Origin of the sequence: Mesorhizobium sp. B2-7-3 (assembly GCF_006440715.1) — a bacterium.
Taxonomy (GTDB): domain Bacteria; phylum Pseudomonadota; class Alphaproteobacteria; order Rhizobiales; family Rhizobiaceae; genus Mesorhizobium; species Mesorhizobium australicum.
In genome coordinates this window covers 79,070-97,257 of record NZ_VFTY01000014.1, presented here as the reverse complement: position 1 = coordinate 97,257, position 18,188 = coordinate 79,070, and the positions used below count along the sequence as shown (strand labels likewise).

Here is an 18,188-nt window from a genome sequence, read left to right as displayed (position 1 = left end):
GCAAATTCTTCCCCATCGGCGGCATTGCGCCGGCGCAAGGGAGCGCCGGCGCTGTGTGGCAGAACTTCTGGCGTCAGGCGTCCAGCCAGACGTTCTGGAGGTCCATCTCGAAGGTCTGGTGGACGCCGTAGTTCTTCACCTTCTTGTTCGTGTGGCTGTAGAGCTTCTGCCAGAACGGCTGGATGATGACGCCGGAGTCCTGCAGGATCTGCTCGACATCCTTCATCACCTCCTTGCGCTTGGCGACGTCGATCAGCGAGAGCGCCTGCTTGAGCTTGGCGTCGAAATCGGGATTGGAATAGGCCGATTCGTTCCACGCCTCGCCGGTGCGATAACCCAGCGCCAGCACCTGGACACCGAGCGGGCGCATGTACCAGATGGTCATCGAATAGGGATATTTCGTCCAGTCGTTCCAGAAGGTCGAGCCCGGCAGCACCGTGCGCTTGACCTTGATGCCGGCGTCACGCAGCTGGCCGGCGATCGCGTCGCCGGTGTTCTTCTGCCAGTCGTCCTCGATGGTGATCAGCTCGTGCTCGAAGTCGGCCTGCCCGGCGTCCGCCATCAGCTTCTTGGCGCCGGCGGCGTCGCGCTCCTTCTTGGGCAGGGCATAGTATTCGGGATGGATCGGGCTGACATGGTGGTTCTCGCCGACCGTGCCGCGGCCGTTGTAGCCGAGCTGCAGCACCGCGTTGTTGTCGACCGCCATCTGCAGCGCATTGCGAACGCGCTGATCGTCGTATGGCTTGTGCGTGATGTTGGTGCGGGCAACCAGCGTGGTGGCGGTCGCGACCTCCGACTTCTGCAGCCCCATCTTGTCGAGAATGTCGATGAAGTCGGCGGGCGACTCGAAGTTGAGGTCGATTTCACCGGAATCGAACGCGTTCACCGTGGCGTTGAAATCGGTGCCGTAGTCGATGAACTCGATGCCGTCGAGTGGCGCCTCGCCGCCCCACCATTTGCCGTTCTCGCGGCGCTTGACCACCGCCTTCTGGCCGACGTCGTAAGAGACCAGCTCAAACGCTCCCGTGCCGATCGGCTTCTTGATTGGGTCGGCGCCATCGGCGTCGAAATTGCGGTGCACGATGAGCGCCGGATAATCGGTGAAATTGGGAATGAGCGAAATATCGGGCTCGCTGAGCTTCAGCTTGACCGTGTTGTCGTCGACCTTGGTGATGGCGCCGTCCCTGGCCTTGCCGGTCTTGGCATCGATCAGCGCACCGACGCGGGCCGCCATCGAGTTGCCGGCGACGCCCTTCTCGCACCAGCGCGTCACATTGTGCACCACGTCATCGGCGCTGAAGGCATCACCATTGTTCCAGGTGACGCCCTTGCGCACATGCAGCGTGTATTCGGTGGCGTCGTCGTTGATGTCCCAGCTTTCGAGCAGCACCGGCTCGAAGGTGAATTGCCTGGTGTAGCGCACCAGCGGCTCCAGCCAGCAACGTGAGATATTGGCCAGTTCCACCCAATCGTAAGTGCGCGGATCCTTCTGCGCTTTCACCGCCATCGAGACGTGCAGCGTCCCGCCCTTCTTCGGTTCCTCGGCCACAGCTTGCGTCGGCGCGGCGAGGCCGATCATGCCATAGGCAAATGCCGTCGACGCACCAAGCGCGCTAGCCAGCGCCAGGAACTCGCGCCGGTCCATGCGACCCGCCTTCGCTTCCGCCGCCATCGCTTCGATAGCGGGCGGCACACGATCGCCGTTGCTTCTGAAAATCGTCATGTCATTCTCCCCTTGTTGTTCCCGTGAGGTCTTTGCCTGCTTTTTCAACTAACGCTGTCAGGCAGTTTTTCCTCGCGCCGCGCGATCAAATCCTTGAGACCGTCGGCAATGCCCTCGTCGAGTTTCGGCTCCTCATAGTCGGCAAGCATGTTGCGCGCCTTCTCGCGGCCGCGCGTGTCGTGGTCCTTCGCCCCTTCCGCCTTCCATTGTTCGTAGGAGTTGAAGTCCATGATGCTCGGCATGAAGAAAGCCTTCTCGAAATGCTCGAGCGTGTGCTGGGTGCCGAGGAAATGGCCCTGCGGCCCGACCTCGCGGATCGCTGCCATCGCTTCCTTGAAATCGTCGAAAGGCAGGCCGCCGGCATATTTGTACCAGCCGACAAGCTGTTCGCAGTCGGTGGCGAATTTCGAGTAACCGCAAGTGAGACCCGCTTCCAGCCATCCGGCCGAATGCCAGATGTAGTTGGCGCCGGCGAGGATGGCTGCATGCATCAGCATGTTCGCCTCATAGCCAGCCTGGGCATCGTTGAGCTTCGAGCCGACATGAAAGCCCGATGTGCGCCACGGCAGTTTGTATTTCCGCGCCAGCGCACCCATCAGATACATCATCTGGGCGGCCTCCGGCGTGCCGCCCATGGGAGCGCCGGTCTTCATGTCGACCGTGACCATGAACTGGCCGTAGATCTGGGGCGAACCGGGACGGATGAGCTGGGTCAGGGCCACGCCCGCGAGCGCCTCGGCATTGACCTGCGCCACCGCGCCGACGGCCGACGCCGCGGTCGAGGCGCCGCAGAGCGCGAACGGAGCCAGGATCAGCGGCTGATTGTGGCTTGCATAGACCCGCATCGCATCGATCATGGTGGCGTCCCAGACCAGCGGCGAATTGCAGTTGGTGATCGCCACCAGCACCGGGTTTTCGCGGACGAACTCCTCGCCGAAGACGATTGCAGCCATCGCCATCGTGTCCTCGGCGCGCTCCTTGGACGTCACGATGCCCATGAACGGCTTGTCGGAATGTTTCAGCGCCGAATGGATTATGTGCAGATGCCGCTTCGGCACGGCGATTTCCATCGGCTCGCAGATGACCGAACTCGAGGAATGCAGCGCCGGCGCCATGTAAGCGAGCTTGTGGAAATTGTTGAGGTCGGCAAGCGTGCCGTAGCGCCTGTTGTTGTCGAGGTCGCGTATGTAGGGCGCGCCATACATCGGCACGAAGATCGAGTTCTTGCCGCCAACGCGGACCGTGCGCTCGGGATTGCGCGCATGGAGCGTGAATTCGGATGGGATTTTCGAGACGAGCTCCATCAGCAGCGCGCGGTCGATACGCACGCGCGTTTCCCTGACATCGGCCCCAGCCGCCTTCCAGAGCTCGATGGCTCCGTCGTCGCGGAATTCGCAGCCCACTTCTTCGAGTATCTTGAGCGACTCCTCGTGGATCAGTTCCACCGCCTCATCGGGAACGATCTCATAGACCGGGATCTGGCGCACCAGGGTCGGGAACGAGGCAATCGGCGCGCTCCTCATCGCCTTGCGCCCGAGACGGCCACCACCACGGCGATGGGTTTGCTCGGTCAATTCAGTGGCCGGTGCGTTCATGGAGCCTCCATCCCTTCGATCCCGGTCAACTTAGCGAGGTGAAATTCGACTGTGACGCTGGAAAATCCTGATCTCTTGTATAAGCTGAGCTTATGCGAAGCCTTCGCCACCTCCTGCCCTCCGCCGGCAGCCTGATCGTCTTCGAGGCGGCCGGCCGGTTGTCGAGTTTCACTGCCGCCGGGCGCGAGCTCGGCATGACGCAGGCCGCAGTTTCCTATGCCGTGCGTGGGTTGGAGGAACAGCTTGGCGCCACGCTGTTCCAGCGCCGCCACCGCCAGGTCAGCCTGACCGAGGCCGGCGAGCGCTTCCATGCCGACGTCTCGCTCGGTCTTTCCCACATCCGCAAGTCGGCGGAGGACCTGCGTCTGCAGGCGACTGGTGGCCATGTGACGCTCGCCGCCTCGACGGCCTTCGGCTCGTTCTGGATGATGCCGCGCCTGCAGCGGTTCCGCGACGAACTGCCGGGCATCGATCTGCGCATCCAGACCGGCGACCGAGATCTCGACATCATCGCCGAAGGCATTCCGCTTGCCGTGCGCGGAGGCGTGCCACGCGACTGGCCGGACTACCACTCGCTAGCGCTCTCCGACGAAGAGATCTTTCCGGTCGCGGGTCCCAGTTATCTGACGAAATTCGGCCGGCCCGAGACCGTCGAGCAACTGGCGACACACCGCCTCATTCATCTGGAAGAGCCCTATCGCGAGGCCCCGAACTGGGACGAATGGTTCCAATCGGCCGGAGCCAGTCTCCGTAATGCGGAGCGTGGCTTGCGCATCAATGACTATGCGATTGTGATCCAGGCGGTCATGGAGGGGCAAGGCATCGCGCTCGGCTGGCGCCACCTTGTCGAGCGGCTGCTGTCGACCGGGCTGCTGGTGCCGGTGACGGACCACATCATGAAGACGGGCACCGCGTTCTACGTCATCTGGCCGAAGAACCGCGAGCTCAGCGACAATGCGCGCAAGGTCAGGGATTGGCTGCTGGCGCAGGCGTAAAGTGGCCTCGCGCGCGCCCACCGAATCCGTGTAAGATCAGAGCATGCCCATCCGCCAGCTTTCCGAAACGATGATCAACCAGATCGCCGCCGGCGAAGTCATCGAGCGTCCGGCGAGCGTGGTCAAGGAACTGGTCGAGAATGCGCTCGATGCCGGGGCCAGCAAGGTAGAAGTCGTCACATCGGGCGGCGGGCTGAACCTGATCCGCGTCACCGATGACGGCTTCGGCATTCCTGAACGGGAACTGGCGCTGGCCATCGCACGCCACTGCACCTCCAAGCTCACCGAGGATATCAACGACATTCGTTCGCTCGGCTTTCGCGGTGAAGCGCTGCCATCGATCGGCTCGGTGTCAAGGCTGTCGATCCGCTCGCGCACGGCCTCTAGCGACAGCGCCGCAGAGATCGGCATCGAGGGCGGCCGCGTCCTGCCAATCAAGCCGGCGGCGGCCAATCGCGGCACCACGGTCGAGGTGCGCGACCTGTTCTTCGCCACGCCGGCACGGCTGAAATTCATGAAGGGCGAACGCGCCGAAAGCTCGGCCATCAGCGACATCGTCAAGCGCATCGCCATCGCCTTCCCCACGGTGCGTTTCACGCTGGCCGGTTCCGACCGCACGACTCTGGAACTGCCGGCTACCGATGACAGCGCGGACGGCAGCCTGCGCCGGGTCGCGCAGGTGATGGGCGCCGACTTTCCCGACAATTCCATTGCCATCGACGCGATGCGCGAAGGCGTGCACCTGACCGGCCATGTGTCGATCCCCTCCTTCACCCGCGCCAACGCATTGCAGCAATATGCCTATGTCAACGGCCGCCCGGTGCGCGACAAGCTGATCGCCGGAGCGATCCGCGGCGCCTTCGCCGACGTCCTGCCGCGCGACCGCCACGCGGTGACGGTACTGTTTCTTTCGCTCGATCCGGCCATCGTCGACGTCAACGTCCATCCGGCCAAAGCCGATGTCCGCTTCCGCGATCCGGGCCTCGTGCGCGGGCTGATCGTCGGCGCGATCCGGCAGGCATTGGCCGATGCCGGCATCCGCTCGGCCACCACCGGCGCCGCCGGCATGATGGCAGCGTTCCGGCCGGGCAGCCCGTCCTATGCGCATCCCGGCCCGGCCAATGGCCATCGCAGCTACGACGCGGCCTATCGCGCTTCAGGCGCCGCCGGCTTCGATCCCGCGCGCTCGCCGCAGCGGCCGCTCGACATGCAATTCGAAAGCCCGGGCTTTGAACGCACCGGCGCAAGACAGGGCGGATTTGGCGAAAATGAGCAAGCCGCGTTCGATGCCGGCCCGCTTGCCAGCGCCGATGCGCGCGCCGGGCAGAGCGAGGCGGCGGAGACGCTGCTCGGCGCGGTGCTGGGGGCCGCGCGCGCGCAGGTGCATGAGAACTATATCGTCGCCCAGACCAGGGATTCGCTCATCATCGTGGACCAGCACGCGGCCCATGAGCGGCTGGTTTACGAGGCGCTGAAGAACGCGCTGCACGCGCGGCCGGTGCCGTCACAGATGCTGCTTCTGCCCGAGATTATCGACCTGCCGGAGGAGGACGCCGAGCGGCTGGCCGTGCATTCCGAAACGCTCGCCCGCTTCGGCCTCGGCATCGAGCGTTTCGGACCGGGTGCGGTCGCCGTGCGCGAGACGCCGTCGATGCTCGGCGAGACCAACGTCCAGCAATTGGTCCGCGACCTTGCCGACGAGATTGCCGACAACGATACGGTCGAGACGCTCAAGGAACGGCTGGACAAGATCGCCGCCACCATGGCCTGCCATGGCTCGGTGCGCTCCGGGCGGCTGCTCAAGGCCGAGGAGATGAACGCCCTGCTGCGCCAGATGGAGGCGACGCCGGGTTCCGGCACCTGCAACCATGGCCGCCCGACCTATATCGAGCTGAAGCTGGCCGACATCGAGCGGCTGTTCGGACGGCGGTGAAACGGCTGCCCGGCGGCCAGCCCTCACTTCCTCCGCTGATATTTCCTTGTCCGTGAATTGAAGACGTAATCGACCGCGGTTCCGGCGCCACCGCCTCGAAAATTCACGGAAATGACGTCCTTGCCTCGCTCCACCCATTTCTCGACGTTCATATAGATGGTCGTCATCAGCATGCCGGCACTGCACGCATCATCATCGGCGAAGGTAATTTCCTGGACAACCTTGCGGCTGCTCTTTTTGATGATACGCATTTTTTCCATGCAAAGGCCGGCGCTGGTATTCGTGTAAATTCCCGAAAACCTGTCGGTGGCTGTCTGCGCCCAGAAGGAAATCTCGACGGTGCCGTCGATCTTCGCCTCGCCGGTGTCATCCAGGCTCGCTATTTTCTTGAGGGTGACGGGATATCTATCCGTGCCCCTGCTCCAGCTTCCGGTCACAGCGTTTCCATTGAGGTCGAGGGAGAATGGGCAGCTTGTGGTATCCACAGCGGGTCTCGGCCCCTGCACAATTATCCGATAGAATTCCTTGTCGTCTGAAATCTCGCAAAGCACGAACTTGGTGCCGGTGACCGTGCCATACAGCGCAATCGGGCTCTGCTTCGCGTCGTAGAAGTAGCTTCCATCGACCTTTGGCGCGCTGCCTAAGCTATCATATGTCTGTATGGAGAAATGGATGGGAGACGGCCCGAGGAAACCCTCGTAGTTTTCCACGTGGTACCAACCCGCGACGGCTTTCGCGTTAAGCAGCAACAAGCAAACGACCGTTGAGATAAAACGTCTTCCCATCCCGACCTCGCAGCGCCCGCGACGACCATCCGCCAAGACCGAGTGACAGTTGCCTTGCCTTGCGGCAGCCGTCAACTGGCGATGAAATCGGTGGTTCCCGACACGAGTCAGGGAAAGATCGCAAGCTTTTGAATCAGCGTTTCAAATTCACCACGATGACACCGCCGAGCGCCAGCGCGCCGCCGAGGATGCCGAGCAGCGTCGGCACCTCGCCCAGCCAGAAGAAGCCGATCAGGGCCGACATCGGCGAGACCAGATAGAGGAAGTTCGAGGCACGCGCCGCCGGCAGGCGCGACAGCGCGGTTGCCCACGCCGCATAGGCAACCAGGCTCGGCACGATGCCGAGATAGATGACGGCGCCGACGCCGGCAGTGTTGGCGACAGCGGCCTGCTGCAGAGCGGTGGGCAGGAAGGGCGCCAGGCAGAGCGCGCCGAGCACCATGTTGGACGCCGCGATCGTCAGCGGATGATGACGGGCAAACAGCGGCTTCTGGACGATGGTGTTGACGGCCGAGCAGAGGGCCGAGCCAAGTACCAGCAGCGCGCCGGCATTGAAATGAAGGCCATGCCCGTCGGCGACGGCGATGATGCCGATGCCGGCGAAGGAGATGACCGTGCCGATCCAGGCCAGGCCGGAGAAGCGCTCGCCGAGCAGCGCCATTGCCATGATGGCGGTAAAGATGGGACTGACATTGATGATGAAGCCCGCCGCTCCGGCCGAGACCGTCAGTTCGCCAAAATTGAGCATCGCCGTGTAGAGCGCGACGAAAATGGCGCCGCCAAAGGCGAAGCGCCAGAGATCGCCGATCCCGGGCAGAGCCGGACGCTTGACGGCAAGGAAGATCGCCGCCGGCACGGCGGCGATGGCAAAGCGCAGGGCGCCAAGCTCCAGCGGCTGAAAGGCGGCGAGCCCGGCCCGGATCGCCGGGAAGGCGGAGGCCCAGCCGATCACCGTCAGCGCCACGGCAATGGCTGCCGTGGTGTCCATCCGCTGTGTCGAATTCAACGTGCCTGTCGTCGTGCTCATCCCAGTGCCTCGGATTCTTCAGGTCTCGGGAGCAGGAAACGCCTTTCCAGGTCAATTGACAAACGACCGAATCGAGGGTCACCTGTGAGCATGGATCACAGCTCGAACAGTATGCTGCCCTTGGAGACGTTGCGCGCTTTCGACGCGGCGGCGCGCACGGGGAGCTTCTCGGCCGCCGCCGAAAAACTCAACCTCACACATGGCGCGGTCAGCCGGCAGGTCGCCAAACTCGAGGACTGGCTTGGCCTGAAGGTTTTCGAGCGCGGCGCGCGCGGCGTGACGCTGACCAACGAAGGCAATCGCCTGCATCTCAGGACCACCGAAGCCTTCGCGCTGATCTCGGTCAATTCCGACCGGTGGGTGGAGCCGCGCGGCACCGCGGTGGTGCGCCTGGCCTCCATTCCTTCGGTGAGCGGCCTGTGGCTGATGCCGCGCATGGCGGCGCTGGAGAACGATCCCACCCGCCTGCGCATCGTGCTCGATGTCGACAACCGCCAGGCCGATCTCGCCGACGAAGGCATCGATCTGTCGGTGCGCTGCGGTCGCGGCCGCATCCCGGGCCGTGTCTCGGTGCAACTGTTCGAAGAATATCTCTTCCCGATCGCCTCGCCGGGCCTCGCACGGGAGATCGGCAGCGGCGATCCAGCCCGGCTGCTCAAATTCCCGCTGATCAACGATTCCGACGCTTCGGGCTGGCGCGCCTGGTTGGCCGCGCAGGACATGGACTACCGGCCGCGCCCGCAAGACCGTCGTTTCGAGGATTACAATCTGGTGCTCGATGCAGCGGCTCATGGCCTCGGCATCGCGCTGGCGCGGCCGCCGCTCACCGAGCACCAGATACAGTCCGGCCGCCTCGTCGCCGTTGACGATCGCACCGTGCTCAATCCCGTTTCCTACTGGCTGGATCGTCCGGTGGGCCGGCCGCGCGCGGCCGCCGCGGATCTCGCCAGGCGCATTGCCGAACAGGCCGGGCTTGCTTCGGCAAGGCTGGAAGCTTTCCTGCAGGATGACGATTAGGCGCTGACGCATCTCGGAGAATGCGTGACGGCCTCTATCGGAAATCGCGTGACTCGCTTAACGGAACAGCAAAAGCACGATCGTGGTGGTTGCGGCCGAGACGATGGCCGTCACGATCGATATCGTCCACAGCGACGACGGAACTGGCTCGGATCGGGGAGCATGGCCCGCTGGACGGATGGAGGCGCCGCGCGGTTGCGGCGCGTTGGCATTGGCCGCGACCAGCACCGCGGCCGAAGCGACGGCCGGCGAGAATGTGGATAGGGCCGGCGGCGCCGCGAGTTTGGGGGGGCTGTCGTTGGCCGTTATCCGCGGCGGAGCGAAGCCGCGCGAAGCCTGATCGGTGTCCGTCCCTGCCCCACCCGTCGAGGCCCGTGCCAATGCATGGTGGGTGGCGGCGTCAGGTTCCATGACGGCCCGGTAGGCATCCTCGATCTCGGGGGAGGACAGGCGTTGCGAGGTTTGACCGGCCGGCCGCGGTAGCGAGCCTTGCAGCGCCTGGGCAGCGAACTGCGCCGATTGCACCATCGCGGGCGCCGCCGGCTGGACGAGCGCCTTGACCAGAGCCGCGGTCGCGGGATCGGCCCTGGGCGAAGGCACCGGCCCGGGAATGAGCGCTTCTTTCAGCAAAGACGTCATACTGGCATTGGCGATGTCCATGGCGCTTCCTGACAACCATTGTGCCATACCGCAATATTATATGAGCATTGCGCCAAGCTTGACCTTGCCCACGATTTATGGCGATTGAATCCCGATGAACTCAAGTACCGCTGCATGATGAACCGTTTCGAAGGCCCGGGCGGCAAGGAAGCCCGCATCCGCTATCTCGATGGCGATTTCCAGGTCACCAGCCCGGGCTCGTTCGTGCGCTGCGCGGTGACGGGCGAAAACATCCCGTTGGACGAGCTGAAATACTGGAGCGTCGCCAGGCAGGAGCCTTACGTGAACGCCATCGCATCGCTGCGCCGCGAAATCGAGGTGCATCCGGAGTTGCGCAAACGGAGTTAGAGCGGCCCAGCGTTTGATAGAATCTGACCCGCTCTCCTTCATTGTTTTACGCAATTCCGGACTGAAGACCGCCACGCACTTTTTCCTGAAGTAGCTTCATCTCCTCAACTTGCGCTGCCGCCAGGCATCCAGCGTTTCCTCGATGATGCGTTCGGGCACGTGATCAAGCTCGAACACCGTGTCGATTTCCAGCACGTCGAGACGGTCGAGAAAGTCCTGCGGGGCGCCGTGACGCAGCCGGGCGGCGTCCTTGGCGGTGGTGATCAGGCCAAGGCCTTCGGCGCGTGCCGTCGCGGCCAGTTCGGCAAGCTCGTCCTCGGCGTAGAAGTGATGGTCCGGAAAGGGCCTGGACAGGACCACTTCGCCGCCGGCGTCACGCACCGTGTCGAAGAACTTTTCGGGATGACCGATGCCGGCAAAGGCCAGGAACCGCTTTCCGGCAAGCCCGGCCGTGCTGCTCGGCTCCGTGTGGGCCTCGAAGATCGGCCGGCCGGCACGCGCGGCTCGGCGGACCACGGCATCGGCGGCCGTGCCCTCGCCCATCTTCAGCAGCCCGCTGGTGAAGACCAGCTGGTCGACGATCTTGGCCCTGAGTGGACCGCCCGGGATGACGCGGCCATTGCCGATCCCGTAGCGGGCATCGACCACGACCAGCGCATAATCGATGTGGATGCGCGCGCTCTGGAAGCCGTCGTCCATGATCAGGAAATCGCAACCGTGTTTTTCCAGCAGCAGCCGGGCACCGGCGGCACGGTTCGGCGTCACCGCCACCGGGGCATGTTCGGCCAGCAGCAGCGGTTCGTCGCCGACATGCCTGGCGCTGTCGTGGCTGACATCGACGACATGCGGCTCGGCGAAGGAACCGCCGTGGCCGCGCGACAGGAACCCGGGCTTCAGATGCATGCGCTTGGCCTGTTGGGCGAGCGCGATCGCCACCGGCGTCTTGCCGGTGCCGCCGACGGTGAAATTGCCGATACACAGAACCGGCGCCTGGATCTTCTCGCGCCGGGCCCGCCGCATGCCGCGACCGGCAACCAGCGCGTAGACAGCCGACAGCGGCGACAGCGCCAGGACCTTCCAGTCCGGCTCTTCCCACCAGAATGGCGGTGCTTCGGAGGCCATTCTAACGCCCGTTGGCGCCCTTCAGGCGCGCCTTGACCACCAGCGGCTGGATATAGGGTTCGAGCGATTTGAGCGTGCGTGCCAGTGCGCCGCGCATCTCTTCGACAGTCGCGATCCCCGCCGCCATCATCTCGTGGCGCGCCACTTCGTTGGTCAGGAGGAAATTGACGGCGCCGGCCAGCATGTCGCGGTCGCGCACCAGCTTGGCGCCGCCGCTGTCGAGCAGGCGCTGATAGGCCTCGCGAAAATTCTGCACGTTGCGCCCGGCGAGAACGGCGGTGTCGAGCATGGCCGGCTCAAGCGGATTCTGGCCGCCTTCGGAGGTCAGCGAGCGGCCGACGAAAGCGATTTCGGTCAACCGGAGATACAAGCCCATTTCGCCGATCGTATCGCCAAGCAAGATATCGGTATCGGCCCCGATACGGTCGCCCTTGCTGCGCCGCGCGACTTTAAGGCCCATGCCGGAAATCTGCGCGGCAAGGGCTTCGGCCCGATCGGGATGGCGCGGAACGACGATCGTCAAAAGGCCCCGGTGACGCCTGTGCAGCGTCGCGTGAACTTCCGCGGCGACCACTTCCTCGCCATCATGGGTCGAGATCGCCGCCCAGGTCGGGCGATCGCCGATCTGCCGCTGCAATGTGCCAAGCGCTCGCAAGTCGACCGGCGGCGGGTTGGTGTCGACCTTGAGATTGCCCGACACCGTGACCGGCCGGGCGCCGAGCGCCCGAAAACGCTCGCCGTCGACGTCGGACTGGGCAACCACGTGGGCCAGATTCTCGAACAGCGCCTCGGCGATGTTGGCCCGCTTCTTCCAAGACGTGAAGGAGCGATCGGAGAGCCGGCCATTGACCAGCACCTGCGGCACGTGGCGGGCACCAAGTTCGAGGATGGTCATCGGCCATATCTCGGATTCGGCGATGATCGCCAGATCGGGTTTCCAGTGATCGAGGAAGCGGCTGACCGCCGGCTTCAGATCGAGTGGCACATATTGGTGAATGATGCGGTCGCCGAGCCGCTCGTCGACGACCTGGGCCGAGGTGACCGTACCGGTCGTCAGCACGATGTTGACGCCATAATCGAGGATGCTTTCGACAAGCGGCACGACGGCCAAGGTCTCGCCGACGCTCGCGGCATGGATCCAGATCACCGGGCCCTCGGGGCGCGGCCGTCCGGCGACGCCGTAGCGCTCGCGGCGGCGATTGCGGTCTTCCTTGCCGCGCGAGGTGCGCCAGGCGACATAAGGCCCGACCAGCGGGTAGGCGGCCGCGCCGGCAAAACGGTATGCCGACAACATGGTGCGGGCCCAGCGGCCGCTCACCGCGGGCCATCCACGAGGCGGTAGGCCTCGGCGGTCGCGGCATTGAGGGCGGTGGTGATTTCCTGGCGCTTGCGTTCCATTTCGGCGTCATCGGCATCCGCCGCCACGAAGATCGGCGTGCCGATGGTCACGGCGGAGCGGCCGAAGGGCAGGTTGATGGTGGTCTTGTCCCAGCTCTTTTCCAGCACCTTGCGGCGGCTGGTGGCGATGGCGACGGGCAGCAGCGGCCGGCCGGAGAGGCGAGCCAGGAGAACGATACCGAGCCCTGCATCGCGCGGGGTACCGTGGGGAATGTCTGCGATCATGGCGACGTTCTTGCCTGATGTGAGCGACTTTTTGAGGGCGATGAGCGCCTTGGCCCCGCCCTTGTCGAGATGCCTGGCATTGTCGCGCCCGCCCGAACCGCGCACCGCCTCGATGCCGAATTTCTCCAGCATCAGGGCGTTGAGCTCGGCATCGGCGCTACGCGACACCATGGCAACCAGCGGCTTGCGCTTGGGGTAATAGGCCGGCGTCAAAAGATGCTGGCCATGCCACAGAGCAATGATCCCCGGCTCGAACTCGGCATAGGCGCCGCCCGAAAAGCGCGCCGATCCGGCGACCAGGGGGCTGGTCGCGCGAACCAGCCGCACGAACTGCGCGAGCAGGCTGGCAATGGCGTTCTTGACGAATCGCGACTGCGCGAGCGGTTCGCGAATCCTGCGCCAGAAGGCCTTGGTCGTACGGCTGCGGCCCCTGCCCGTGGGCGCGGCCTCGCCGGCTGGCTCTTTCGCCAGATCATGCTCCATCGGAGTCAACCGGTGGCCTTGCTATCGGGATCCAGCAGACGGTGCAGATGAACGACGAAATAACGCATATGAGCATTGTCCACGCTGGCCTGCGCCTTGGCTTTCCACGCCGTGTGCGCGGATTGATAATCCGGATAGACGCCGACGATGTCGAGCGCATCGAGATCGCGGAACTCGGTGCCGCCAAGCTTCTTCAGTTCGCCGCCGAATACCAGATGCAAAAGCTGTTTCTTTCCGTCTTCCGCGGCCATGTCGGTCCTTCACATATCGTGAGTTTGTGACAGGTCTAGACCAAAGCCGCCGACTTTGGAACCTTCGAAAAACGCTTTCAGCCATCCAGCCCGGCTATGACGTCGACCAGCACGGCCAGCAGTTCGCCGCTGCCGGCCGCGAGCGCACCGTGGCGGGTCACCTCGCCGGCATAGGACGGCGCGTGGCCATGCGGGTCGAGCAGTTGGCCACCTGCCTCGCGCAGGATGAGGTCTGCGGCGGCGATGTCCCAGTCATGCGCGTTCGGCTTGACGAAGGTGCCGTCGAGCGTGCCACTGGCGATCATCGCCAGGCGGTAGGCAAGCGAAGGGCTGTAGGGCGCCCGTTGCAGCCGCTCCTGCCAGCCGGCCGGCATCAGGTCGATCAACTGCTTCAGGCCGGAAATCTCGGGCTTGTCGCCTGGCTTGCGCACCGCAATGCGCTTGCCGTTGCGGAATGCGCCCTGGCCTGGCAGCGCGGAATAGGTCTCGTCCATCGCCGGGCATTCGAGCACGCCGGCGAGCGTGCGGCCATTCTCGACGACGGCGACGCTGACGCACCAGGCGCGCTGGCCTTCAAGGAAGCCGCGCGTACCGTCGATCGGGTCGACAACGAAGGTGCGGCGCGCCGAAAGCCGCGCCGGGTCGTCGGCCGTCTCTTCCGACAGCCAGCCATAATCCGGCCGTGCCGCAAGCAACGTCTGGCGCAGATACGCATCGGCGGCATGATCGGCTTCGCTGACCGGCGAGGTGCCGCCCTTCATCCAGACCTGCGGATTATTGCCGAAGTAGCGCATGGCGATGAGACCCGCCTCGCGGGCGGCGTCGCGCAGCAGCGGCAGGTCCAGATCGGCACCGGCGGTGGTCAGCTCATGCTCCGGCAAGGGTCATGCCTTCGATCAGGAGCGTCGGGGCGGCGGTGCCGAAATTGCGATCAAGGTCATTCGCGGGCATCATGTTGAGGAACATCGTCTTCAGGTTCGAGGCGATGGTGACTTCGGCGACCGGATAGGCAAGCGCCCCATTTTCGATCCAGAAGCCCGAAGCGCCGCGGCTGTATTCGCCGGTGAGCATGTCTACACCCTGGCCAAACACTTCGGTGACGTAGAAGCCGCTCTTGAGCGAGCCGATCAGGTCTTCCGGCGACCTTTCGCCTGGCTCGATGGCAAGATTGGTGGAAGACGGTGAGACGGAGGAGCCGCCGCGCGTGCCGCGCCCGTTGGTGACGAGGCCGAGCTCCCGGGCCGCCGATGTCGATAGGAACCAGTGATTGAGGACGCCTTTTTCGATCATCAGGAGCTTCTCGCCCTCGACGCCTTCGCCATCGAATGGGCGCGAGGCCTGGCCACGGCGCCGCAGCGGCTCGTCGGTGACGGTGATGGCGGACGCGGCCACCTGCTTGCCCATCATGTCGCGCAGGAACGAGGTTTTTCGCGCGACGGAAGCGCCGTTGATGGCCCCGGCGATATGGCCGGCAATGCCGCGCGCGACGCGCGGGTCGAACACCACGTCGACCGATCCGGTCGCCGCCTTGCGCGCGCCAAGGCGACGCACGGCCCGTTCGCCGGCCCGGCGGCCGATATCCTCGGCCGCGTCGAGATCGGCAAAATGCTGGCGCGAGGAGAATTCGTAGTCGCGTTCCATGCCGGTGCCCTCGCCGGCGATCACGCTGGCCGAGCGCGAAAAGCGCGAGGCGACATACTGGCCGAGAAAACCGTGCGAGGTGGCCAGAACCAGCCCGCCCAGCCCGGCGCTGGCATTGCTGCCGGCCGAATTGGTTACGCCGTTGACGGCGAGAGCCGCCGCCTCGGCCGCAAGGGCCGCCTCCTTCAACTGGTCCGCCGACACTTCGGTTGCATCGAACAGGTCCAGATCGCGCGTCTGTCTGGCGAGCAGCGCGGGGTCGGCAAGACCCTGGTAGGGATCCTCGGGGGACACTTTGGCCATGGCGACGGCGCGCTCGGCAAGGGCCTTCGGATCGGACACTGCGGTGGCCGATACACTGGCCACACGCTGGCCGACGAACACCCGCAGCGAAACGTCGTCGCCCTCGGACGCCTCTGTGTTTTCGACCTTGCCAAGCCGCACCGAAACACCGGTCGAGCGGCCACGCACCGCGACGGCGTCCGCGGCATCGGCGCCAGCGCGTTTGGCGGCCTCGACCAGGGCCGCGACACGGTCCGTCAATTTCGCGGCGTCGAGCTTGTCGGTCATGCACTTGATCCTGTTTTCTTCAGCCTGTCCGGAAGGCAGGTGCTGCCGCACCATCTATTGTTCCACTGCCGCTTGTGCAATGGCCGAAGGGCAATCAGGATGTTGCGACCAAATCGCCATCGAAGCGCCCGCAAAGAGCGGACGTCGCGGTTTTTGCCTATCTGGAGCCTTCGCCATGACGCCTTTCCATCTTGCCTTTCCAGTCCGTGATCTCGATGAAACCCGAACTTTCTATGGCGAGATACTGGGCTGTGCGATCGGCCGCTCGTCGGCGACCTGGGTCGATTTCGACCTCTACGGCCACCAGATGTCGGCGCATTTGCGGCCGCAGGCCGCGCAAGCTGCAAGCGACGGCAAGGTCGACGGCATTTTGGTGCCGATCCCGCATTTCGGCGCTGTGCTCTTGATGGACGACTGGCAGCGTCTGGCGACACGGCTGGAAGCGCGCGACGACATAGACTGGCTGGAGCGGCCGATGGTCCGCTTCAAGGGCGAGCCCGGCGAACAAGCGACATTGTTTATCCGGGATCCCTCGGGCAATGCCTTGGAATTCAAGGGCTTTCGCTCGCTGGAGCAGGTATTCGCGCATTGAGATCAAAGGGGCGGCAGCCCGTCTTCAAGATGCCGCGACCGGAGTCCAGATCACGTCCTCGATCTTCTGCGCGCCGGTCGCCAGCATCACCAGCCGATCGAAGCCGAGCGCGATGCCGCTGGCCTGCGGCATGATGGCCAACGCGGCGAGGAAGTCCTCGTCCAGCGGGTAGCGCTCACCATAAACGCGCTCTTTCTCGTCCATCTCGATGACGAAGCGCCGGCGTTGCTCGGCCGCGTCGGTCAGTTCGCCAAAGCCGTTGGCGAGCTCGACGCCGCAGCAATAGAGCTCGAAGCGTTCGGCGACGCGCGGATCCCTCGGGCTCGGCCGCGCCAGTGCCGCCTCGGCGACCGGGTACTCGCAAAGAATGGTCGCGCGGCCGAGGCCGAGATTGGGTTCGATCTTTTCCACCATCACGCGGCTGAACAAATCGGCCCAGCTGTCGTCAGGCGCGGTGCGCAGACCGGCCTGGATCAGAGCGGCATGCAGCGCGTCCCGGTCCGTGCCGCCGTCGGGCGCGACCGTGGCCAGCAGATCGATCCCGGCGTGGCGGCTGAAGGCGTCCGCCACGGTCAGTCGCTGCGGCTCGGAAAACGGATCGCAGTCGCGGCGCCTGAAAGAGAAGTGCGTGGCCCCTGCCCGTGTCGCGGCCAGCGCCAGCAGATCGCCGCAATCGCGCATCAGGCTTTCATAGGTCTCGCCCACCCGATACCATTCGAGCATGGTGAATTCGGGATGGTGCAAGGGGCCGCGCTCACGGTTGCGGTAGACGGCCCCCAGGCTGAAAATGCGCTGCTCCCCCGCCGCAAGCAGTTTCTTGCAGGCGAATTCCGGCGAGGTGTGGAGATAAAGCGGCGAGCGGACGCCATCCGGCCCGACCGCTTCGGTGGCGAAGGCCGCCAGATGCGCCTCGTTGCCGGGCGAGACCTGCAGCGCCGCCGTCTCCACCTCGATGAAGTCGTTGCGGGCGAACCAGTCGCGCAAGGCAGCCGTCATCCCGTTGCGCAGCATCAGGCGCGGACGGCGGTCGGCATGGACATGCGGCGTCCACCAGGGCGACGCGGCGGTCATCAGCGCGCTTCGGTTCGCCGAGGGGGCTGGCGGTTCGCGCCAAGATGCGCTAGGCCCCCATCCAGCGCCGCGCAAGCCGGCAAACGCCAGTCAACTCTCGCAGGATTTAAAACCGTGGTGAAAGTCATCGCCAGTTCGCTCCGCAAAGGCAATGTCGTCGACAAGGACGGCAAGCTTTATGTGATCCTCTTCGCCGAAAACATCCACCCCGGCAAGGGCACGCCCGTGACGCAGCTCGATATGCGCCGCATCGGCGACGGGGTGAAGGTGTCGGAGCGCTACCGCACCACCGAACAGGTGGAGCGCGCCTATGTCGAGGAGCGCGAGCACACCTTCCTTTACGCCGATGGCGAAGGCTATCACTTCATGAACCCGGAAACCTACGACCAGGTGGCGGTGTCTGAAGCCGTGGTCGGCGACGCGGCGCCCTATCTGAAGGAGGGCATGCCGGTGCAGGTGTCACAGTTCAACGGCATCGCGATCGCCCTGGTGCTGCCGCAGCGCGCCACCTTCGAAGTGGTCGAGACCGAGCCGACGACCAAGGGCCAGACGGCATCGTCTTCCTACAAGCCGGCCGTGCTTTCCAATGGCGTGCGCACCACCGTGCCGCCGCACATCGCGCCTGGCACCCGCGTCGTGGTGATGACGGCGGACGGGTCCTATGTGGAGCGGGCGAAGGACTGAGCGAGGCGGAGGCATTGTTGCCGCCTCGGCATGATGCCCCGCCGACACGGCACAAAGTAGCCTCGCAG

The 18,188-nt window shown here is 64.7% G+C and carries 18 protein-coding genes; 6 read left to right on the top strand and 12 right to left on the bottom strand.

Annotated elements, in window-relative coordinates; all coding sequences use genetic code 11:
• Positions 1-73 precede the first annotated feature (73 nt).
• On the bottom strand, positions 74-1,723 hold the full coding sequence (locus FJW04_RS26545; protein WP_140617119.1) for an ABC transporter substrate-binding protein: 1,650 nt from the start codon (positions 1,721-1,723) through the stop codon (positions 74-76).
• A 44-nt stretch (positions 1,724-1,767) separates the two neighbouring features.
• Positions 1,768-3,318, bottom strand: a complete 1,551-nt coding sequence (locus FJW04_RS26540; RefSeq protein ID WP_140617120.1) for a trimethylamine methyltransferase family protein — start codon at positions 3,316-3,318, stop codon at positions 1,768-1,770.
• 92 nt (positions 3,319-3,410) lie between these two features.
• On the opposite strand from FJW04_RS26540, the gene FJW04_RS26535 reads away from it, so the two are divergent.
• Positions 3,411-4,313: a LysR substrate-binding domain-containing protein gene (locus FJW04_RS26535; RefSeq protein ID WP_015318339.1), complete on the top strand. Its 903-nt coding sequence runs from the start codon at positions 3,411-3,413 to the stop codon at positions 4,311-4,313.
• Between the two features lie 43 nt (positions 4,314-4,356).
• Complete coding sequence (mutL, locus tag FJW04_RS26530) at positions 4,357-6,246, top strand: DNA mismatch repair endonuclease MutL (protein WP_140717663.1); 1,890 nt, start codon at positions 4,357-4,359, stop codon at positions 6,244-6,246.
• A gap of 23 nt (positions 6,247-6,269) precedes the next feature.
• Here mutL and FJW04_RS26525 read toward each other — a convergent pair whose 3' ends face one another.
• Together FJW04_RS26525 and FJW04_RS26520 are read right to left on the bottom strand one after the other, a co-directional pair.
• A complete protein-coding gene (locus FJW04_RS26525; RefSeq protein ID WP_140717661.1) occupies positions 6,270-7,031 on the bottom strand; it encodes a hypothetical protein in 762 nt (253 codons plus the stop codon).
• A 133-nt stretch (positions 7,032-7,164) separates the two neighbouring features.
• Positions 7,165-8,058 carry a DMT family transporter gene (locus tag FJW04_RS26520; RefSeq protein WP_140717659.1) on the bottom strand — a complete coding sequence of 298 codons (894 nt, stop codon included), beginning with the start codon at positions 8,056-8,058 and terminating at the stop codon, positions 7,165-7,167.
• 90 nt (positions 8,059-8,148) lie between these two features.
• Between FJW04_RS26520 and FJW04_RS26515 the strand changes: the two genes are divergently transcribed.
• Entirely contained in the window at positions 8,149-9,075 is a 927-nt protein-coding gene (locus FJW04_RS26515) for a LysR substrate-binding domain-containing protein (RefSeq protein ID WP_140717657.1), read from the top strand.
• A 57-nt stretch (positions 9,076-9,132) separates the two neighbouring features.
• Here the strand turns inward: FJW04_RS26515 and FJW04_RS26510 are convergent, their stop codons facing one another.
• Positions 9,133-9,735 carry a hypothetical protein gene (locus tag FJW04_RS26510; protein WP_015318344.1) on the bottom strand — a complete coding sequence of 201 codons (603 nt, stop codon included), beginning with the start codon at positions 9,733-9,735 and terminating at the stop codon, positions 9,133-9,135.
• A 114-nt stretch (positions 9,736-9,849) separates the two neighbouring features.
• Here FJW04_RS26510 and FJW04_RS26505 point away from each other — a divergent pair, with 114 nt between their 5' ends.
• Complete coding sequence (locus FJW04_RS26505; protein WP_140617125.1) at positions 9,850-10,083, top strand: DUF2093 domain-containing protein; 234 nt, start codon at positions 9,850-9,852, stop codon at positions 10,081-10,083.
• A gap of 96 nt (positions 10,084-10,179) precedes the next feature.
• Here FJW04_RS26505 and lpxK read toward each other — a convergent pair whose 3' ends face one another.
• From lpxK to FJW04_RS26475, 6 genes are all read right to left on the bottom strand, one after another.
• On the bottom strand, positions 10,180-11,205 hold the full coding sequence (gene lpxK, locus FJW04_RS26500) for a tetraacyldisaccharide 4'-kinase (protein WP_140717655.1): 1,026 nt from the start codon (positions 11,203-11,205) through the stop codon (positions 10,180-10,182).
• 1 nt (position 11,206) lies between these two features.
• Positions 11,207-12,523: a lipid IV(A) 3-deoxy-D-manno-octulosonic acid transferase gene (gene waaA / locus FJW04_RS26495; RefSeq protein WP_140717653.1), complete on the bottom strand. Its 1,317-nt coding sequence runs from the start codon at positions 12,521-12,523 to the stop codon at positions 11,207-11,209.
• Positions 12,520-13,311, bottom strand: coding sequence for a lysophospholipid acyltransferase family protein (locus tag FJW04_RS26490; RefSeq protein ID WP_015318347.1), 792 nt, complete (start codon positions 13,309-13,311; stop codon positions 12,520-12,522). The genes waaA and FJW04_RS26490 overlap by 4 nt, the downstream gene beginning before the upstream one ends.
• 5 nt (positions 13,312-13,316) lie before the next feature.
• Positions 13,317-13,562, bottom strand: a complete 246-nt coding sequence (locus tag FJW04_RS26485) for a DUF4170 domain-containing protein (RefSeq protein WP_140661886.1) — start codon at positions 13,560-13,562, stop codon at positions 13,317-13,319.
• A gap of 77 nt (positions 13,563-13,639) precedes the next feature.
• Complete coding sequence (locus tag FJW04_RS26480; protein ID WP_015318349.1) at positions 13,640-14,443, bottom strand: 3'(2'),5'-bisphosphate nucleotidase CysQ; 804 nt, start codon at positions 14,441-14,443, stop codon at positions 13,640-13,642.
• Positions 14,430-15,773: a TldD/PmbA family protein gene (locus tag FJW04_RS26475; protein ID WP_140661884.1), complete on the bottom strand. Its 1,344-nt coding sequence runs from the start codon at positions 15,771-15,773 to the stop codon at positions 14,430-14,432. The genes FJW04_RS26480 and FJW04_RS26475 overlap by 14 nt, the downstream gene beginning before the upstream one ends.
• Before the next feature lie 175 nt (positions 15,774-15,948).
• On the opposite strand from FJW04_RS26475, the gene FJW04_RS26470 reads away from it, so the two are divergent.
• Positions 15,949-16,365 carry a VOC family protein gene (locus FJW04_RS26470; RefSeq protein ID WP_140717651.1) on the top strand — a complete coding sequence of 139 codons (417 nt, stop codon included), beginning with the start codon at positions 15,949-15,951 and terminating at the stop codon, positions 16,363-16,365.
• A 24-nt stretch (positions 16,366-16,389) separates the two neighbouring features.
• Here FJW04_RS26470 and epmA read toward each other — a convergent pair whose 3' ends face one another.
• A complete protein-coding gene (gene epmA, locus FJW04_RS26465) occupies positions 16,390-17,436 on the bottom strand; it encodes an EF-P lysine aminoacylase EpmA (RefSeq protein WP_140717649.1) in 1,047 nt (348 codons plus the stop codon).
• A gap of 114 nt (positions 17,437-17,550) precedes the next feature.
• Here epmA and efp point away from each other — a divergent pair, with 114 nt between their 5' ends.
• The gene (gene efp, locus FJW04_RS26460) at positions 17,551-18,120 is read left to right on the top strand and encodes an elongation factor P (protein WP_015318353.1); all 570 of its coding nucleotides are present in this window, start codon (positions 17,551-17,553) and stop codon (positions 18,118-18,120) included.
• Positions 18,121-18,188: the final 68 nt, after the last annotated feature.